Source organism: Vreelandella sp. ssv, from assembly GCF_059448525.1.
The window spans coordinates 2,510,792-2,532,114 of sequence record NZ_CM182545.1; the positions used below are offsets into that span (position 1 = coordinate 2,510,792).

8 protein-coding genes are annotated in these 21,323 nt (G+C 56.0%); 3 read left to right on the plus strand and 5 right to left on the minus strand.

From position 1 onward, the window contains the following. The first annotated feature begins 64 nt into the window (after window positions 1–64). Complete coding sequence (locus AC5TBW_RS11540) at window positions 65–268, plus strand: putative motility protein (RefSeq protein WP_495508710.1); 204 nt, start codon at window positions 65–67, stop codon at window positions 266–268. Between the two features lie 70 nt (window positions 269–338). Here the strand turns inward: AC5TBW_RS11540 and AC5TBW_RS11545 are convergent, their stop codons facing one another. The 5 genes from AC5TBW_RS11545 to AC5TBW_RS11565 all read right to left on the minus strand — a co-directional run bounded on the left by AC5TBW_RS11545 (window position 339) and on the right by AC5TBW_RS11565 (window position 17,480). Further along, a complete protein-coding gene (locus tag AC5TBW_RS11545) occupies window positions 339–677 on the minus strand; it encodes a zinc ribbon domain-containing protein YjdM (RefSeq protein WP_495508711.1) in 339 nt (112 codons plus the stop codon). Between the two features lie 124 nt (window positions 678–801). Further along, window positions 802–1,278 carry a YbhB/YbcL family Raf kinase inhibitor-like protein gene (locus tag AC5TBW_RS11550; RefSeq protein ID WP_495508712.1) on the minus strand — a complete coding sequence of 159 codons (477 nt, stop codon included), beginning with the start codon at window positions 1,276–1,278 and terminating at the stop codon, window positions 802–804. 37 nt (window positions 1,279–1,315) lie between these two features. Then, window positions 1,316–1,717 (minus strand): hypothetical protein, encoded by a 402-nt coding sequence (locus tag AC5TBW_RS11555; protein WP_495508713.1) that lies wholly within the window; start codon window positions 1,715–1,717, stop codon window positions 1,316–1,318. 197 nt (window positions 1,718–1,914) lie between these two features. Then, a complete protein-coding gene (locus AC5TBW_RS11560; RefSeq protein WP_495508714.1) occupies window positions 1,915–2,289 on the minus strand; it encodes a thiol-disulfide oxidoreductase DCC family protein in 375 nt (124 codons plus the stop codon). 317 nt (window positions 2,290–2,606) lie between these two features. After that, on the minus strand, window positions 2,607–17,480 hold the full coding sequence (locus AC5TBW_RS11565) for a carbohydrate-binding protein (protein WP_495508715.1): 14,874 nt from the start codon (window positions 17,478–17,480) through the stop codon (window positions 2,607–2,609). Between the two features lie 751 nt (window positions 17,481–18,231). On the opposite strand from AC5TBW_RS11565, the gene AC5TBW_RS11570 reads away from it, so the two are divergent. Together AC5TBW_RS11570 and AC5TBW_RS11575 are read left to right on the plus strand one after the other, a co-directional pair. Further along, the gene (locus tag AC5TBW_RS11570; RefSeq protein WP_495508716.1) at window positions 18,232–19,986 is read left to right on the plus strand and encodes a type I secretion system permease/ATPase; all 1,755 of its coding nucleotides are present in this window, start codon (window positions 18,232–18,234) and stop codon (window positions 19,984–19,986) included. Beyond that, window positions 19,983–21,323, plus strand: coding sequence for an HlyD family type I secretion periplasmic adaptor subunit (locus AC5TBW_RS11575; RefSeq protein ID WP_495508717.1), 1,341 nt, complete (start codon window positions 19,983–19,985; stop codon window positions 21,321–21,323). Before AC5TBW_RS11570 ends, AC5TBW_RS11575 begins: the two co-directional genes overlap by 4 nt.

Below are 21,323 nucleotides of genomic sequence, written 5' to 3' on the forward strand. Positions count from 1 at the left end.
ATAATTTCGATTGAGTATTGGATGCCATCACTACGGATGGCGATGAGCTACTCGAGGGCTACAAATGGATTCAGCGGTAAATAACATGGTCAGCGCATCAATGGCGATGCAGCAGGTGCAAGTCGTCCAGCAGGCCCAGTTCAGCGTTTTTAAAGAGGCGTTAGACGGGCAAGCCGCGCATATTACTGCGCTAATGGATAGTGTTGCACAGGCGCCACAACTGGCCACGAGCGGAAGCGTCGGTACGCAAATTAATACCACTGCATAAAAAATTGACGGCTGATAAACCAATAGCCCCCTGCATGCAGGGGGCTATTTTTTGACTAGCTATTTTAGCGCTAGGCTTTCTTAACAAATTGGGACTTAAGCTTCATGGGACCGATGCCGTCAATTTTACAGTCGATATCGTGATCGCCGTCCACCAGCCGGATGCTTTTCACTTTGGTACCTACTTTAACCACCAGTGAACTGCCTTTAACCTTCAAATCTTTAATTACTGTAACGCTATCGCCGTCGGCCAGCATATTACCGTTGGCATCACGCACGCCTGATGCGTCATCAGTGCTCTCCTCTGCTACCTTTGACCACTCGTGGCCGCACTCTGGGCACACATACTGAAGCCCATCATCGTAGCTAAACTCAGAGGCACAGGCAGGACAGTTAGGAAGATCACTCATCAGACGGCTCCATCACTTGGCTGATAAAAAGACCCAGTACAAAGATCAAGTACAAGGTCTAATACAGGGGTTTAGAAAGCGATGGAGCCTACACGGGTTACGTAAAATGTCCAGCAGCGGCGCATTAACCGCGCTGGTAAGTACCTACCAAGCGATTCATTCCGAGCAGATGAGGCTCTACTTCTTTGAGAAGCTCAGCAAGCGTCAGCCCTTCAGGCAACGACGTTTGATGATCCAACGCCAGTACCCAGAAATAGTAAAGATGCTTACCGTGCCCTTCAGGGGGCATAGGACCGCAGTAACCAATATCCCCTTTATCATTGGCGCCAGCGGTGCCGACGACGGACTTTTCAGCTAATTCATCAACGTCGCCAGGCAAATTGTAAAGTACCCAATGCACAAAGCCGTAGCTACCTTCTTTAACCAAGGGAGCGTCAGGGTCGTGACAGATCACTGCAAAGCCCTGTGTTCCTTCAGGAGCACCATGCCAAGCTAGCGCTGGTGAAACATCATCGCCCTCGCCGGTATGCTTGGAAGGAATTGCTTGATGATTCGCAAACGCAGCGCTGGTGACCTGCATTGATGAAAGTGCAAATGCCATACTTTTCTCCTAAGTAATCGAGAGGACTGAATAAGCTTTAAAAATCGAGCTGCGATGCATGCTGTTGCCACCACTGCTGGGCCGTAGCAGCATTCTCAGCGTTATATGCCGGATCAAGCACAACGTCCAACTGCACATATTCGCCACCTGTTCTGACCATTAGCTGAGGATCTAGAGTGGCTAGCTGCAGTGCGTAAAGCACCAACATTTGTTCATACTCATCGGTGGTGTTCAACCGAGCAAACAGCAAGGGAACAGCAGGAAGCCCTATCTCGCCCAATTTTTCAGCCGCAATGTACCAAGGCCGACGGTTATCACGATCGCCATAACTGGTGACAAAGCGACGATCAGCCAAACGGCTTACGTAGTAAGACGCTTCTTCTTCTGGACTGACAAACAGCGGCGGTAGCCAGTCACTTGCCATGTTGATAGCTGGCATGGCCGATACACCCGTAGCTGTACTCGTCATGGGTTGCGTGACTGTTTGCGGCGTTTCAGGTGCCGTTTGATTCTGTGAGGGTGCCGGTCGCTGACCGCCCGCACAGCCCGTTAATAACATGCTGCCACTTACTGCTATACATACCGCCCATTGATTTACCACACTTCGCTGCATCGTCAGGCTTCCTATGCTAGACCTCAAGAGGGCCACCGCCCCTGTTTTTGCAGACGGCGTTTAACCCAAATATCATACAGCGTACGCAATGCTGTTTTAATGCCCGGAAGGCCAATGATCCAAGCGACTGGTTTCAATAAGGGAATACGCGACATTAACAAACGGTAGGCATCAATACCTTCTATCAGATGCCCTTGCGCGGTTTCTACATGCAGAGAACGCAACGCCATAGCAGGATCGACCCCTTTTTCCCGCAACGCCTGTTGATGTTCGCTCACATCTAGCCAAGCAATATCAACGGCGTGTTGCCCCGACCAGCGTTCATACCGACGCCGCTCTTTACGGCACAATGGGCACTGGGCATCGTAAAAGACATTGATAGAGGTCTTACTGGGCATATAGGCTCTTTAGATAATTTTTTACTGGTTAAGTGTGGCACTTCCCTTGCCCAACGCAAACCACAATGCCTTGCTTTCTCAAAGGCAACAACGTAGCTCGCGCTTAAATATTCCGTCTAGACCCGGTTTAAAACCCTCAAAATAAGCCATTGAATTATTTTATTTTAAGTGAGGTATGAAGCAGCCATTAACCGACAATTACTCCCACGAGGATAGGTTTAGGCATAAAAAAGCCTGCGATTGCTCGCAGGCTTTATCGGCACTTGCTAGTGAATCAGCTTAGCTAGGCTGGCTGATGAACAAGCCAATGGTACTTCTTACAGCAAGGCCCCCTGATCAGTTTCCTGTACCCCGCTGAGGCTGACATCGTCGCTCATCGCGACGAGCTCATCCAGACTGGCGGCATCGTCGTTCGTTCCTGCCATGGTCATCATCTCCATGTTCGACATGCTCGCCGTGCTGACGTCAGTATCTCGACTTAGCTGGAACGAGGCCAGGTCCTGCGAACCACCGTTAAAGGTAAGACGTAACACCTGAACGCCTGCCTCAAGATCCAACGTCACCGTGGGCCCGTCCACATAGGTTCCCCAAGCGCCAGAGTTAGGAACCGAAGCCGGGCCGGACTGATCGTAGAAGACCCCATCCTGCTCAACTGAAGCAGAGATAGTACGACCATTGTTGGGTGACGAGGTCACGAACGACAGTGTGTGACTTCCAGCCTGTTCGACGTTAATGGTGTATTCCACCCATTCACCTTCATCTACCCAGCCTATCGCCTCGCCCTGCCCGACGATGTCCACCCCTTCATCCGGGCGGAAGTCTGAACCAATCTGATCAGCATCAGCATCGTTATAGGCAATGTCTTGACCACCCTCATCGTACTGAGCTGCATCAAGCGCAAGGCCTTCATCGGCATCCACCAACCAGGGAGTGCCCCCCGCGTTAAAGGCCTGCTGACCATCGCGCGCTAGACTGAATGAGGCCAGATCCTGTGACCCGCCATTGAAGGTCAACCGCAGTACCTGCTCGCCGGCCTCTAACGCCACCTGGATAGCATCAGTGGGCTGGAAATTCCCCCAGCCACCGGTCGGCGATATCACCACCGGGTCTACCGACGCGTAGGGCGAGCCGTCGCCTTTGGTAAAGGTCGCCGTGATGCTGCGTTGAGGACCGCTACCATCGCCCAGAGCTGACAGGAACGACAGGTCGTAAGTGCCATCCTGAGCAATATTCAGCGTGTATTCCACCCACTCGCCGTCATCGACCCAGCCAATAGCATCACCGTCGCCGACGATATCCACCCCGTCACCAGGACGTACCGCCGTGCCTATCTGGTCGGCATCAGCATCATTGTAAGCAACTCCCTGGCCGCCTTCATCGTAGTTGACTGCTTCCAACGTGAAGTCACTGCCAACTTGCCAGGGATCTCCGTCATCCGTGAAAGCCTGCTGGCCGTCCACTACCGGGACCTCTTCTACCGCTAAGGTGAACTCCGTCTGAACGCTCTCCTGACCATCCGAAGCGGTCACAATAATGTCGAAGCTCCCCACGCTGGTCGCTGTGCCGGAGAATACCCCTTCCGGTGACATTGAGATGCCGGTCGGCAGACCGCTAGCGGTAAAGGTCAAACTATCGCCATCGTTGTCGACAAAAGCGTCATCAGGCAGGCTAAAGTTAATTGGTTCACCTTCAGTCAGCGTGAAATCATCGATACCGGCCTCCACCACTGGCGCCTGGTTGGGCGGGGTCGAGTCAACGGGGGCCAGGTTGAAAGACAGCAGATCCAGTTGGCCGCCGTTGAAAGTCAGCCGCAACACCTGCTCGCCCGCCTCAAGCGATACCTGAGTGGTATCGGTCTCGGTGAAGTTGGTCCAACTGCCCGTCGGTGATACGCCGACCGGTGAAGCCGTCACGTAGGGCGTGTCGCCCTTGGCGAAGCTGGCGGTAATCGAACGAGGCCCCGGGAAGGATGAATTCTGTGAGGTCAGAAAGCCGAGGTCGTAAACGCCGTCTTCCGCCACATTGATGGTGTATTCCACCCACTCGCCATCCTCGACGAACCCGATCGACTGCGATGGGGTGGAGATATCCACTGCCTCGTCTGACCGGAAGGCGTCACCCTGATGGGTATCATCCGAGTCGTTGTAGGCTACGCCCTGACCGCCGTTGTCATAGAAGCGCGCTTCCAGGTTCAGACCTTCGGCTCCTACCTCCCAAGCGGTTTCGGTGTCATTGAAGGCACTCTGACCATCATCCACAGGTGCTTCAAAGTCCAAGGTGAACGACGCCAGATCCAGCTGGCCACCGTTAAAGGTCAGCCTTAGCACCTGCTCGCCCTCTTCCAGTTCAAAGGTCAGCGGACCAACGGTCTGGAAGCTGGTGAAGCTGCCGGTATTGGGCAGGTTCTGCACCTGAGCTGGGGTATAGAAGCCGCCCCCCTGCTCAAAGGCCGCGGTGATGGTTTTGCCATCGGTGACCGCTGACGTAGAGAAGTTAAGGGTATAGGTACCCGCCGTTTCCACATTGAGGGTATATTCGACCCACTCACTATCCGCAATGTAGCCCAGCGCTTCGGTGCCATTCGAAATATCTACCGCCTCGTTGGAGCGGAATGCTGCCCCCTGGTGGGCGGCAGTGGTGTCGTTATACGCAATCCCCTGGCCGCCGTTATCATAAAGCTTAGCTTCCAGCGTCAATCCATCACTACCCACCGCCCAGGCGGTCTCATTGGCATTAAAGGCGGTCTGACTGACCGGGTCCGGGTCGTCGATGAAGTTCGGCACGCCATCGTTGTCATCGTCGTCGTAAAGGTCCACGCGACCGTTGCCATCAGCATCTTCCGCCCCGCTGGGGTCATAGGTCTGGACGTTCTCGACCAGGAAGATATTGTCGTTGTAGTCGTAGTTAACCCCCGCGTAATCCTGGATGACGATGTAGGTGTCCGGGATCACGTTACCCGCGGCGTCCTTGGCGATATAGACGCGGATCAGATGGCCATCGTTCTGGTCCCAGTTGAGATTGGTGCCTGGGTTGCCGATGGCATCAATGGTGTCCTCATACAGGTTGGCATCCGGATCTGACCAGGAAATGTAGCCCTGACGGCCCGATATCTCGGCAAAGAAACCAAACGGCGCATCGCGATCCAGCGTCGTTGTAGTCAACAGATCCCCGTCGTTGAGCGTGCGTGGCAACAGCGTCTGACCATCGGCCTCATCGTGGGCAAGAATCTCATCGAGATTACGGCTATCCACATCGTGGACGAACAGGCGGGCCACGTCGCCCTGGGTGTGATACGCCGCCAGTTGGGTGATCTTGATCGGCGAGCTACCGTCAGCCCGCTGGAAGTACGGTGACAAGATCTCGTCGCCGTTAGCTTCCACCAGCCCGCCCTGGTTCATCTGTCCTTCAGCCACATTGGTGGTATAACCAAAGGCGTTGATGATTTCCTGCACGAGGGGCTCCTGACCGCTCTCCGACTGGTTCTGGGCCAAGCCGGCGAGCTGGATGACCTTCTCACCCTCGTCGGCATCGCTTGAGTTAATGACCAGACTTGCTTCGTACAGGCTGGCGTCGTTAGGATCATTGGCGATGAAGCGCACTGTGACGTCGATGGACTCGCCCGGTTCCAGGCTCACTGCAGCAAAAGCCTCCGTCAGCTCGAACAGGGTCGTATCACTGACCTCGATGCTGTTGATATCTAGGGTTTCGAAGCCATCGTTTCTGATCGTGATGGTGGCTTCATCGTGAACTTCCTGCGCTGCGTTGGCCGGATTCTCGATGCGTGACATTACCAGGCGATCATTGGACGGTACGCCGTCATTATTGATCACCGTCAGCTCACCCCCGGCTACCGGCGTAACGCCCTCGATGAGGAACATGTTGTCGTTATAGTCGTAGTTGATGCCGGTGTAATCCATGACACCCAGATAGGTATTGGGAATCACGTTGCCCTCGGCGTCCAGCGCCCGGAACATCCGCACTGTATAACCACGCTCTATACCTTCGGCATCCGCCGGCGGCGTGCCACCTCCCTCCGGGTTCAGTGAGGGATCGGTGGATAGATCGGCCACTTCAATACCAAATATCCCTTGGCCGGTCCAACCGCCGGGAATATCCGCTAACGAGAAGCTCGCGGTGGCAAACTGCCCATCGCTCTTCACTGGCAGCAGGCTTTGGTTGTTATCGCCAGCATGGTTGCTGAAGATAATGTCCTGGCCTTTGTTACCAGGGTTATGGATGCCCAGCGTTGCTCCGCTGGGGCCATGATAAGCCGCCAGTTGGGTGATCTTCGCCTCTCCGACACCATCAGCCAGCGTCCAGTAGCGCGACAGCACTTCGTCATCGTTAACGGGACGATAGAGGTCAAAATCATTTAATACTGAATTCTCGCCGCCTCCCACGGTGGTCAGGCCGTCGATACGGTTTCCAAAGCCGAACACCTCCCACACTTCATTGACGTTGGGTTCCCAGCCGCCTTCATCACGCGCCTGCCAGAAGCCGGCCATATGGATTTCGGCAATCGGCGAATCGGCATCGTTGGTCACCAGGCGAATACGCCCCTCGAAAACCCCATCCCCGGCGTCGGAGGTGGGCGCCGTATAGCTGTCACGGTCGAACAGTACCGTGACTTCAATCGACTCACCGGCGGCGAGCGTTAGGCCCTCAAAGGCGCTCGGATCCTGCAGCACGAAGGGGCCATCAATATCGGCATCGAAAATCGCAAGCTCGCTGGTCCCCGTATTGGAGATCGTGACGCTAGCACTCTCCTTGAAATCACGATCGTCCGCCGAAGCGCTGTTGTTCTCCAAGTAGCTAAAGTGCAACCGATCCGAGTAGTAGGCGGCATCACCACTTTGTATGGCAATGTCGGCATTGGCGTCGCCAACAACCGGCGTCACGTCGAGATAGTCCAGCTCATCGGCACCATCGGCAGTGGAAACCACTCGCAGGTTGTACTCCACGCCCGCCTCAAGCTCGACATAGGTACCTTCTTCCCCGGCATCCCCTTGGCCCGGATAGGCCAGCACATCCACTGGCTGACCGTTGAGCGTTAGGGTCAGCCCCTGGCCATCGCTGGCACCAGCGTTGGCCGCTAGGTATAGGCGATAAAGGCCATCGGCATCCACCGTAAAGTAGAAATCGGCCGTCAGGTCGTTGATCGTGCGCGCATTGTCGCCACTCTCCAGCTCAATGCGCGCACCGTCGGAGACATCTGCGTACACCGGCATAAAGGTGTCGGTAGGTGCGTCTGGAACCCGAAGCAGATCCACATTGGGACCGTTGGCCTCAGGAGCCGTCACACTAATGGTGTTGCTGCCCGCTTGCAGGTTGACCAATAGCTCCTGGAAGAACCAGTCGTTTTCCGCCTCATTGCTCTGGCCGACGAAGTTGACCAGCCCTAAGTTAACGCCGTTGATGGTTACTTCCATCGGACGATCGGCTTTGCTCGCCGCCAGGGCGTAGCGGAAGCCGATTTCGTAGTTGCCGGTCTCATTGACATCGACGGTCCAGGTGATGGTCTGATCGCCTGTGCCATTGAAATCAACGTAGCCTTCGCCAGAGGCGTTGCGGTCATCAACGCTTTCCAGCACCACTACAGGGCCATCAAGCAAGGCGCTCTCAGCCTCGTACTCGTTGAAGCCTGGTGTGGTATCTGGCGGAGACTGCAGTACTTCAAGCTGGTCGATATTAGGGCCGATATTTTCCGTAGATTGCAGCCGGACGGTATTTTCTCCCACCACCAGCGACGCCGCCACATCTTCGGTTAACCACTCGGCCCAAGCCGCATCGCCAGTAAGTCCTGGAGGAGGACTAAAGCCGAACACCCCAACGCTGACGTTATTGACGAATACCTCAAGCGGGCGATCAGCGGTACCGCCATTGGCGTAGCGCAGCCGTAGCACCGATTCCCCAGCCTGTTCGGCATCAAGATTGAAGCTGAAAGTGAGGAAATCGGCATTGGTGGCACCGAAATCTGCATAGCCGCCGGGTACACCGTCATCACCGTTCGTATTGCCATCCAGACCAAAGGCGCCGGGGCGCAGGCCGTTAGGTAAGCCGGCTGTGGTTTCTGGATTGTCAATGTCACGGATTTGTATCTCCGCGTCTGCAATCGTCACGGAAGTGCCGTCATTGGGGGTATTATCTTCTGCCTGGATGACCAGCAGCGAGACCAGTTCGTCGCCCGGCTCAGGATCAACCGGATCAACGACACCGCCTGGTGCCGGATCAAGGCGGATGATCTGGCTCTGCCCATTCCCCCGATTCAAGGTCAACAGATATAGCTGGCCGGTCACCGGGTTCTCGATAATATCCAGCGGATCAACGTAGCTGATGACGTTACCGTCAGGATCGCGTAGCACATCGTCACCGATCACATTACCGTTGGCATCGAGGGTAATGCTGCGCACGTCGTCACCGCCAGAGTACTCCGTGAACAGCACGTTGCCCTGTAGGTTGCCGCCGAACACACCGCTGGTATATTCCACCGCCCCGTTGGGGGAGCGGTTCTCGCCCAGCGAGTAGACACCAGAAATATCGTAGTTCCCCTCGGGGTTCGTTCCGGTTGGGTAGCTATCAACCTGGTTAGGATCGGTGCCCCCTGTGGGGTTGCCACCGTTCATAATGTACTCATCCCGGAGCGGATTCGGGTGACCGTAGTAGCCACCTTCGACGACCTTGAACAAATAGTCGTCCTGCTTTTCGACGTTGGTGTAACGCTCGTTCTCTGGCGTCGAGGGGTCGTCGGGTACATTACCGCCCGCCGCCGAACCGTTAGTCGGCACGTACAGGAAGCCGTTAGAGTGCCATACCAGATCGTAGGCGTTGCGCGCTCCGGTGGCGAAGAGGGTCAGTACTGCGCCCTCGGCGAAGGGGTCGTAGTAGCTCTGGAGCACGGTGCCGTCGGCGTCCTGCACCGTGGCCACACCGCGTTCATCGAACACCAGAAATTCACCGTTGCCCATGGGGATAGGATCATCCTTGGGATGGCCGTCCGGGTCATTGAAACGAGTGTTCTGGCCGTTATCGGGCACAGGCTCGGTGGAGACATCAAAGCCCCCAGGAGGCGCATCACGAGTTGGATCGATCTCCATTACCGAGGCATTCAGCAAACGCTCGGGGCGGTTGCCCCAGGCGCTATCCGGCTCACCCATGGCCGAGTTGGAGCCCTGAATCAGATACAGCAGGTGCGTCGGCACGTCGGGATTGGTGGCCGCGTCGTAGTCGGGGTTGGCGCGGAACTCGAGACTGTTGGTCACATGGTCGCCGTTGGAGCGTGGCAGCCCGGTGATGTAGGGCTCAGCGGTACCGGAGAAATCACTACCACCGTCCAGCGTGATCTTGGTAATGCGGCCGCTGAATTCCGGCACGCCGTTATCGCGACCGTTGAGCGGGATCGGGTAGTTGTCGGTGATCCATAGCACGTTCGGGTCAGTGGGATCGACCGTTAGGCCAATGATGCCCCGCCGATCATTGCCGCTTTGAGCGCCCGGCTCAAAGAAGTAATCGCTGGGTAGCGAAAGCTCCTGGCGATTGATCAGCGATCCGTCACTCGGGTCGATGTCGAATCGCAGGATCTGCCCGCCGATGGTGGCCACGTACATGGTCGAGCCATCCGAGGTAATTTCCAGCGACGTGAAGCCGAAGGCATTGTCCGCCGCGCCATTAAGTTCGACCACATCGTTGAAAGCCACATCGCGGGCGACCACCTCCGGCTCCTCACCAGTCACGAAGGTGTTGGTGTACTTCTGGAACTCACGGGTCGGCGCATCAGCATCATCGTTGGGGCCGCGATCCTGGAAGCCATCAATCACTAGGGTATAGCTGGTAAATGGCTTGAGTATCTGGCTGGGCGAGATGGTCAGGGAGTCAAAGCCGCCAGTGGTATTGACGTTGAACGAGACCTCTTCGCCGGTGACCGTTTCAAACAGCCTCACCGAGCCATCGTTTAGACTTTCAAGCAAGGCACCGCCACGCCCGTCGACTACCGAAATACCCACGAAGATATCCGAGGTCGGATCAACACCGGAGGGAATAGCTCCGTCCTCAGGATCAAGATCCACCTCAACCTCGTTTTGCCCCACACCGGCAATAGCTCGCGCGTCGGTGAAGAAGGCGTAGTCCTCTGGCGCTTCACGAGCGTCATCTGGGGTCAGGTCGGGAAGCGACTGGATCTCGATGTACTGGATCTCGGTGTTCTCGTTGTCGAGTCCTAGCGAATCAAGCGTCAGACGACCGTCACTCACCTGCACGATGCGAGTAACAAGATCAGAGCGTGCGCCCTCGGTGTCGTCGCCCGGGTTGCTGTCCGCCGGAAAGTCGTCAGGGCGGAACGGGGTGAAGGGGTCGTTGAACAACTCGCCTTCCGCATTCAGCACATTGCGGCTGTCGTACGGACCTGAGGTATCGCCAATCGAAATGGTGACCTCGTAGTAGCCGTCTTCCAGCTCTATTTCCCAGCCAGCGCGCACGTACTCGCTTCCAGGCTGGTCGAAGTGGGCATAGGTACCCTGACGTGGATCGAGCCCGGCAATATCATCGGTACGGTCATTGACCGCCACGCTGGTAAGGCTCGAAATATCTAATGGAATGGTACCGGGCTCGTCGTCATAGATCGATTCTTCAGTCACCCAGCCATACTGATAGGTCTGGCCGTCGATGGTCACCGACTGCGTGCCGAAGGCTTTGCCATTGTCGGCAATATAGCCTTCCGGCACCGCTACATCTTCGGGCTGGAAGTTGATTTTGACCGAGAAGCGGTCAACAGGCTCGACGACATCGGGCGGTTCCACGCCATCACGGGTAACACTCAGGCGATCGATATTGGGACCGGCTGCCGTCAGGTTCTCCAGGCTAATTGTGTTACTGCCCGCCTCAAGTTCAACCTCGATCTCGACGTCCGTCCAGTTATCCCAACCATCGGGATCAGCACCGGTAGACGCGAAGGCCAAGCTGCCCTGAGACTCGCCCCCCACCAGAATATCCATCGGCCGGTCTGCACCGTTGCCACCGGCATTCGCATAGCGAACCGTCAGGGTGTAGGTGCCCGCCTCATCGACGACGACATCAAAAGACCCGGCATCACCTACATCACTACCCATATCCAGGTAGCCGGTGCCGGAGAAACCGTCCCATAAACCATCGGGACCGGTAGCCGTATTGGTCTCGGGATTGCTGGCATCGCGAACCTGTGTATCGAGGGTATCGCCGACGTTATCAGGGTCGCTGATGGCAAGCGCTTCGCCTTGGATCTCGAAGTTGAACGGAACAGGTGTCGTAGCGTCATCATCGAAGCTGAATACGATCTGGTCGATGTTGGGGCCGTTGTTCGTACCACCGTTGGCTGCCGTAGGGATGGTCAACGTGAAGGTATTGGCGCCCTCCTCAAGGGTGATCTGTACCTCCTGCTCCAACCACGCATCCCAGGGGTCGTTGACGCCATCATCGGGCTCATTGGCAAACGGAACCTGCGACTGCGCATTGCCATTGACCGTCAGGTCGAGCGGTCGAGGTGTGGCGGCGCCGTTAGCATAACGAATGGTGGCTGTGTAGGTGCCCGCTGCGGGTGCATCGATGTTGAACGTGATCTGATCGCCGGCATCGGTACCGAAATCCAGGTAGGCGCCGCCCACTGCACCTTCACGGAAGTTGCCGAAATCGTCGGGGTTATCGGCATCCACTACCCGTGTAACGGCCCCTTGGGCGGTACCGCCAACATCGGTAACACTCGCGTCCTCGCCTTGCAGCGTGAAAGGCTCTACCACCACGCTGCCATCATCGATAGTCACGCTATCGCTAGCCTGGGCTTCGTTACCCACAGCGTCGGTGACGATCAGGGTGACGGTGACACTGCCGCTTTGGTCGCTGAGATCTACCGAGATATCGCCGTTCGCCGCTGGCGTTACTTCGCTGCGCGTCGAGCCGCCGTCGAGGCTGATTTCGTACGTGACAATATCGTCATCGGCACCGGCAACATTGAACAACGCCGTGGCTAGCTGACTAGGCTCTAGAGTGTCAGCTGAAGAGGTCAGGGTCAGATCACCGTCTACATCAGCGCTGCCATCAATGGGAATCGGGCCTGAGCCCCCCTCGGTGATTTCGATGCGGTCGATATTAGGGCCGGTAGTCGCGCCTTCTGGAATCGCCAGCTCGATGCTATTAATGCCTGCTTCGAGGGTCACGGTGACGGTCTCGAACAGCCAGTTGTCGAACCCTTCTACTGGACCAGTGCCATCCGGATCAGTTGCCAGCATGTCGAGAACGACCGGAGTACCGCCATTAATCACTAAATCAAGCGGACGATCGGAGTTGGAGGCATAGCGAACGCTGATGTCGTACTGGCCCGCCAGGGCCACCTCGATCTGCCAAGTAACGTTATCGCCAGCGGTATCACCGAAGTCCAGATAGCCGGTACCGGAAAAGTCCGGGCGCAGGCCGTTTTCCAAATTCGGGTTATCTTCGGGATTGCCCGCATTGCGCACCGTGGTATCCGTTGCATTGTCATCGTCATCAAAGCTGGTCACCGTGCCATCTTGAATCTGCAGGCTGAGCGGCGTGAAGGGGGCTTCGTCAACGTCATTGACGGTGACTTCCAGGGTTTGGACGTCGGTCAGCTCACCATCGGTGACGGTGACCTCTACTTCATAGACCCCATCCTCGTCATCATCCACCGCCAGTTCGAAGTCGCGGGGGCTGGTAAAGCTCAGCACGCCGGTCGTTTCGTCGATGCTAAACAGCGGGGCATCGATGCCGCCGGTGATGGCAAATACCGGCGCGTTAAGGCCAGTCGTGGCGCCATCTTCGTCGACCACCGGAATCGCACCAATCTCGGTCAGATTCTCATCGATGACGTACGTGGTCTGATCAATGACGATGCTCTCATTGATATCCGCCACCGTGATCAGGGTGTCCTGGGAAACGCTGTCTTCGCCGTCAGAAACGATCACGGTGAGCTCATAGACGCCGTCCTCATTGCTGTCGGCGGCCAACTCTGCGTCTGGCGGGTTGATGAACGCCAGTTCGTCAGATGCTTGATCGAAGCTGAAGAGCGCGGCATCGGCACCGGATAACGTGACGGTCAGGCTGTCACCATCGGCATCGTCAATTACTAGGTTAGCCACGGCGGAGCTGTTTTCGTCGATACTGAGATCGGCCGCTAAGCCTTCGAGGGTCGGCGCCGCGTTAACCGGCTCATCGATTCGCTCGAAGGTCAGCGAGTCAATGCGCATTTGTTCGCCACCGGCGCCGCGAAGCTCAAGGCTTGCCAAATCACCGGCGGTCACCTCAAAGGGTGTTTCGAAAACGATTTCCTTGCGGTTACCACTCTGCCCTGCGTTACCCCGCGGCCCGCTGCCCACGATGGTGCCAAAGTCTTCATTAAGCACCACATCGGAACTTAGGCTATCGCTTGCGCTATTACGCGCCTGTAGCACGGTATCGCCGATGGTGAGCGTCAATGAGCCTTCACCATCGTTTTCGTCAAACACATACAGCCGCGCCACGTACCAGCCAGGCTCGACACCGCCAGCGGCCAAGTCGGTGCCGATGGTGGCGGGCTCGTTACTGGTTAACCGGATCAGCTGTTCGTTGGACGCGCTCGCGCTGCCGGTCACGATCAAATTGGCGGCATCAAGGTCGGTGAAATTTTCAGCCTCAATGGTGATGGCATCCCCTACCTGCGTGCCTTCGATAACGAAGCTCAGCGTTTGGGTATCGGAAAGGCCAGACGGGTCGGAGGCGCGAATCACTACATCGAACGAGCCCCCTTGGCTGGGAATTCCCTGGATAATACCATCCACCACCTCAAGCCCGGCGGGCAGGTCCTCGGCGGAGAGCGTCAGGCTATCGCCGTCGGGGTCGGAGAACAGCTCGGCGAAGTCCGCAAGGGGGATCTGGATGAAGCTCTCGCCCACTTCACCGAAGTAAGGTTCGAGCGCTATCGGTTCGGCCACCGGCGCCTCGTTGACGTTATCGACCGTTAGGGTGAAGTCGGTCGAGGTGCTGGCGGTACCGTCATCGGCGGTCACCGAGACGGTGTAGTCGCCGGGTTCCAATCCCTCAAGGCTGCCGCTCAACACTTGGTCAGCTATGCTCAAACCGTCTACGGTTACTTCTTGGCCGTCGCCGTCGGTGACCACGAAGCTGTAGCTCAGCGCGTCGCCATCATCATCGACAAAGGGCAGATCGACCTCAATGTTGGCGCCTTCATCGAGGCTGAGATCGGCGATGCCGCCGCCGACAACGCGCGGCGCGCTGTTAGTATCCACACCCTCGTCTTCGGAAAGGCTCACGGTGCTGAAGCTTGTGCTGCCCTTGGCCCCTACGTCATCGTCGTTGACGAATACCAGCGAGTCGATAGTGATTCCAGAATGCGCCGACAGATCGATAGTGAAGCGGAAGCTACCGTCGCCGTTGTCGACCCCCTGGCCGCGCAGATCAACAAAACCACCCTGAGTCTGGGTACCACCGAGCTGATAGACGCTATTACCGCCGTTGAAGGGGTTATCGTCGTTATCAAAACCAATCGCGACGATTTCGGGAACTGGCGATTCTGAAATCGTTACGTCCAGCGTCAGCAGCGTCTGATTGGTAATGGTGTAACTACTCGGCAACTCTGCCCGTTTCCAGACGTTATCGGTTAGCGAAAGCGTGGCGCCACCGTCTTCTACCGCAGCGCCGGTACCGCTTGCGGGGTTGTCCTGAGTGTCGTTATAGGCGCTGATGATCGCATCATCGAAGCTGACATTGATCGCTACCGGGCCAGGCGCCGCGGCCAGCGTAACCGTATCTTGCACCGTGGCTTCGTTACCGGCGGCGTCGGTGACAATCAGCGTCACCGTCACATCGCCTGGGCCCTGCCCGCTGAGATCTACCGTAAGGCTGTCACCATCACTAGAGGCAGACTGGCGCGTTGCGCCGCCGTCAAAGCTAACTTCAAGTGTCGAATCGGCATCAATGCCGGCAACGCCGAATACGACGATGGCGCTGTCGGCAGGCGCGATTTCGTCGTCCGGGCCGTCAAGTGCAAGATCGCCGCCTTCATCGGCCGTGGTGTCCAGGGTAAGGTCAATCGACTGCTCGACGCGGTTACCAAAGGCGTCCATCGCGATCAGGGTAGCCGTGAGATCGCCATCGTCGCGGGCTGACAGGTCAAGGGTAAAACTGCCATCCGCATTAGGCGTCACCTCCTCAACGGTGACACCGCCATCGAAGCTAATTCCCACGGAGGCGATGTCGTCATCAAGCCCGGTCACACTGAAACCGGCCTCGCCCGCGGTAGCGCCATTGATTACGCTGTTGTCAGCGCTGAATACTAGCGGCGTTTCGTCGGCGTCTGCCTCGACATCGCCGACCGGGCCGGTCCCCGCGGTGGTGACTTCCAGGCGGTCGAGATTCGGCCCGCTGCCAGCCCCAGCGGGAATGCTCACCACAATGGTATTGTCACCAGCAACGAGTTCGGTGGTCAGGCTTTGATAGGCCCATACATCGAAGCCTTCTGGCGCTTGGTTAGTTGCGTTGGGATCCGTGGACAAAAAAGCCTGCTGTGGCAGTGATGCGCCGTTGATGGCGAGATCCATGGGGCGAGCGCCATTGCTGGCATACCGGAAATTAACATCGTAGCTCCCGGCTTCAGAGACATTGACCGTGAAGGTCAGGCTATCACCCGGTGCGCTGCCATAATCGACATAGCCGGTGCCGGAGTAATCAGGACGAAGACCTTGGAAACTTGCCCCGCTTTCGGGGTTCTCGGCATTACGCACCAAGGTGCCAGGGTCATTACCAGCCCCAAGCTCGGCGTCTTCAGCCTGCACCACAATGGCATCAATCACTGGCGTCGTAGGGTCGATCGGGTCTGCCGCCAGTAGCGCCACCTCGAACTTATCGATATTGGGGCCGTTGGCAGCGCCGCCGAGGCGTAGGGTATTGCTGCCTGCGGCGAGAGAGATTTCAATGGTTTCGGTGGACCAGCCTTCCCATTCGGTCTGTCGTGTCGGGTTGTTAGCGCTGGGTCCCGCTGCCTGGTTGGCCGTGGGTACATCGCTGACGTCATCAGGGTAGTAGTTAGGCTCAACCGTCGGGGCGAAATTGAACGTACCTACCTGGGTCAACACAGCCGCGTCAATCAAGGAGAGATCCAACGGACGCGCAGAACTGGTCGCATAGGTCACGGTCACGCTGTAGGTGCCCGCTGTGACGACATCCAGAGTGAACTCGCCGTAGGCATCTTCATTGCCGAATGCCCAGTCGAGATAGCTTGCGCCCTCGGCGCCCACGCGGAAGGTTTCCAGCCCATTGGTAAAATCGGCGATGTTGTCGACGGTGACCACGCGGTTGGTTGCATTATTTGCGTTGTCAGCCGCTGGCGAAAGCGTGAAATCTTCCGCCTGAATTACATACACATCCGGGTCTGGCGCGCGTACCTCCAGGTAGTCGATGTTGGGGCCACTGGCTCCATTGGAGGTAAAGATTACCTTGTTCTCGCCTGCCTCTAGTTGCACGCGAATCGTGCGTTCACCAAAGTCGCTGAAGTCGGTTGAAGTACTCGTTAGAGTGGTACTGGGCAGATCGAATATACGGTCTACCAACTCATCGTTGACGTCCAGCCGCAGGGGGCGGTTTCGATCAGTGCCATCATCGTTCTGGCTAAGCGCATAGCCTAATGCCAGCTCGTACTCCCCTGCTTCCGCAACGCTAAACGTGAATGTCAGCGTCTCACCGCTATTGACGCCGTCGCCATAGTCCACATACGCCTGACCGTCGGCATCGACTGCATTTGGCTGGCTAATGGGGTCGTCGACCACGTTGATACCAGTACCCGAAATAACCGCTGACGTTCCATCACCAACATCGCCAGCCTCGGCCTGAATGCGTATAGGCGAGAAGGTATCGGCCATTATAGCCTGGGCCATAACGCTTTCATCAGCCGTTAGAAGCATCGGCTCGTCAGCCACCAACGCCGTTATCGCAGCGTCCACGGGTTCAGGTGAAGATGTCTCGGCAAGGTCATTTTCTGGGATTACATCAAGATCAATGTTCATCTCTGAGTTGGGCAGCACCTTTCCTAACTCATCCATGGCTTCCAGACGCATCTTCAGCCTTCCCAGGGGCGGCGTGGGCAGATTTTCGAAGACGAATGGGCGCTCGAAGCTTTCAAAAACCGAGATTTCATTACGGGCATCTTCCCAAGCCATTCGCATGGCTTTGATAGACGATTCCCAAGGGGAGGGATTTGGAACTACAGCAAGGTGATTCTCATGAAACGCATCTTTTCTCCAGCGACTTCCTTCACTAACGGAACCCAAAAGAGACTGAGCTTGGCTAGAAAAAAACGACATTGAATACATGGTCCACCCCACGTTTTTAATTAGAATATTCAAGCGCACTAAGACGTACACTTGTAGGCCATCACCAACATTCTGTTACAACTCCCCGTAAGTCGTTAGCGTCCACATAACGTGTTCACCGCTGGCAATTGTGGGGACTATTGGTGAGTTTAACCGCGCTTTGTGAGGTGGCAAGCGAGAGACAAAGGTGCTTTTTTGTATCCAAATGTTACAAAATTTTAGCTATTTTTTATGTTTAAAACTAACAAAGACAATGGGTTAAAAAGCTCTCATTCGTTACGAGCAGAGATACACTTATAAAAAATGGCAAACAAATTAAGCGGTTTTAATGGTAAAAATAACGCCTAACACACCACATTAATTTTTGAGAAAAACGGAAGTTATAATGAGTAATTAACACTAATAAAACTAAAAAATTAGTAACCTGCTTTTAAAAAGAACCTGATACGCTAACTAACGCACCACTTACAAATTAATTACAAAAAAAAGAAGCCTCATACCGCCTCAAGCCGACCCCAATCATTGACTAGCAAGACGGCGTTGCAGATGTCGTGATAGCTGGGCCGCAAGAAAATCAATAATGCCTTGGAGCTCGGTCATGTCGAATTCACACGAAGGTTCGGATCTGCAAAAAGTGCTTAGTACCTGCAGACGCAGCTTTATCTACGTTGGCATGTTCAGCTTGTTCATCAACTTGCTGATGCTCGTGCCGCCGCTATACATGCTGCAGGTCTATGACCGGGTTATCACTACTCGGAGCCAGGAAACACTGCTGATGTTGACCATGGTCGTGGTTTTCTTGTTTGTTGTTATGGGCGGGCTGGAGCTGATGCGTTCGCGCATACTGGTACGGATCGGCAACAAGCTTGATGTTATGATTAGTCAACGCCTCTACTCCGCCATGTTCAAGCGCTCACTAATGGTACCCGGCAAGCCCTCGGCGCAGCCCTTGAATGACCTGACGACGCTCCGCCAATTTCTTTCCGGTAACGGCCTTTTCGCTTTTTTCGATGCACCTTGGGTCCCGGTATATATCGGCGTACTCGCGCTTTTCCACCCCTGGTTTGGGCTGTTCGCCTTGGGGGCAGGCATCCTTCTGACAGCACTTGCCATCATCAATGAAGTCACCACCAAGTCGCTGCTGAACGACGCCAACAGCCAGCATGTAATGTCCCAGGACTTAGCCAACAGCAACCTGAGAAACGCCGAAGTCCTCCACGCCATGGGCATGCTGCCCGGTATTATGGGCCGCTGGAGCGCGCGCCATCGTGAATATTTGATCCTGCAATCAAAAGCTAGTGACAGGGCAGGGCTGATAACTAACACCTCCAAAGTACTCAGGTTGATGTTTCAGTCGTTGATTCTCGGGTTAGGGGCTTATCTGGTACTGACGGGCGACCTGACGCCCGGCATGATGATTGCCGGATCAATTCTGATGGGGCGCGCATTGGCACCTATCGATCAGATGATTAACGGCTGGAAGGGGTTTTCTGGGGCTCGCACCTCTAAGGCGCGTCTCGAAGACCTGCTAACGGCTATTCCTGCTGAAGAACCGCGCATGCCACTTCCTAAACCTAGAGGGCGCCTCGCGCTTGAGGGAGTGACGGCGGCGCCGCCCGGACAGAAGTTGGCCACCTTGCGTGATATCAACCTCACCATCGCCAAAGGCGAACATCTAGCCATCGTGGGGCCCAGCGCGTCCGGAAAGTCGACACTTGCGCGCGTGGCTCTCGGCATCTGGCCGAGCCAGTACGGCTGTGTTCGCTTGGACGGCGCCGATATCACCCAGTGGAACCGCACGGCGCTGGGCCCTCACATTGGTTACCTACCCCAGGATATTGAGCTGTTTGATGGCACCATCTCGGAAAATATTGCCCGGTTTGACGAAGTAGATCCTCAGGCTGTCGTATTGGCGGCTCAGAGAGCCGGCGTGCACGAGATGATTCTCGAACAGCCGAACGGCTATGACACTTGGCTCTCCCACGGGGGCAATGCCCTCTCCGCAGGCCAGCGCCAGCGCATCGGCCTTGCGCGAGCGCTATATGGCCAGCCCGTATTGGTAGTCCTGGACGAGCCCGATGCCAATCTGGACGATGCAGGTGAGCAGTCACTTGCCCACTGCTTGATTCGGCTACGCCAGGAAGGCACCACGGCACTGATCATTACTCATCGCTCGCTCCTGCTAAGCAATGTCGATCGGGTACTGGTGTTGAAAGAAGGCCAGATCGGCTCGCTCAAACCACCCAGAATAGCACTTGTCACCCGCATGACGGCAGACGGTGGCCGCCCTCGCGTGGCATCACTAAAACCCAGTGCACGCGGCCGCAATGGCGGCGAGGAGATTCCGTCATGAATATGCAGAAGCCCCAAGGGTCTGGAATGGCACTCCAGAAAAACGACGAGCTACCACTCGAAGATACAAGATACCGTCGGCTGGGCATCGCCATATTAATTATTGCCATTGGTGGTTTCGGCAGTTGGTCAGTGTTTGCCAATCTAGCCGTATCTGTGGTGGCCCCAGGCTCCGTCTCTGTAGAAAGTTTCACCAAAACCGTGCAGCATCTTGAGGGCGGCATCGTCAAAAGCATTCAGGTCGAAGACGGCGACCATGTAGAAACCGGCGATGTTCTGATGGTCCTGGACGATACCCAGGCACGCTCCCAGCTACGCGTCACCCGCTCTGACTATCTCATCAGTCGCGCTACCGAGGTGCGACTGCTGGCCGAACTTAGCGACGCAGAGACGCTGAGCTTTCCCGAAGAGCTAACGACCTCCGATCACCCTCGGGTTAAAGAGGTGCTTGAAGTGCAGCACCGTTTATTCGACTCCCGACGTGAGTCTCTCTCTAGCACACTTGCTTCCCTCGATGAGCAAATCGTGCAAATGAACGAACAGATTGAAGGCTTGATCAATACGCAGCACATTAATCAACGACGCATCAGCTCGCTCGAAGGTGACGCCGCCAATCACCGCAAACTGTTCCAAAATGGCATGATCAGTAGCCAACGAATGCATGAATTGGAACGTGAAAGCCTCGAGTATCAGAGTGTCAATGCCCAGCACGCCTCGGAAGTCGCCCGGCTGCATTCACAAATCAGTGAAAACGCGTTGCAAAAGCAGGTTCGCCTGCAGGAGTTTCAGCAGCAGGTGGGCGAAGCCTTACGCCAGACCCAGGCTGAAGTGGCCGACGCTGAAGAGCGCCTTACCGCCCTGATGGATAAGGTAGAGCGCACAGAGGTGCTGGCACCAGTTTCGGGAACGGTGGTAGGGCTACAAGTGCATACTTTGGGAGGCGTTATCCGTTCCGGTGATCCACTGCTCGATATTGTGCCAACCGATGTTGGATTCATTGTAGAAGCCAAGGTGCCGGACCATGATATTGATCACCTTTATATGGGTCAGCCTGCCGAGATACGATTCAGCGCTTTCAACCAGCGTCTTTCAAACGTCATCGACGGAGAGGTTATCCACGTAAGTGCCAACAGCTTCGAGGATGAAGCGACCCGGGCTCGCTATTACAAGGTGCGCCTTCGTGTCACCACTGAAGGACAAGAAAACATGACCGAAACCATGAAATTGCTCGCCGGCATGCCAGCTGAAGTGATGCTGCGTACAGGCGAAAGAACCTTTTCAAGCTACATGGTCAAACCCATCACCGACATGCTAGCCCGTGCCATTCGTGAAGATTGA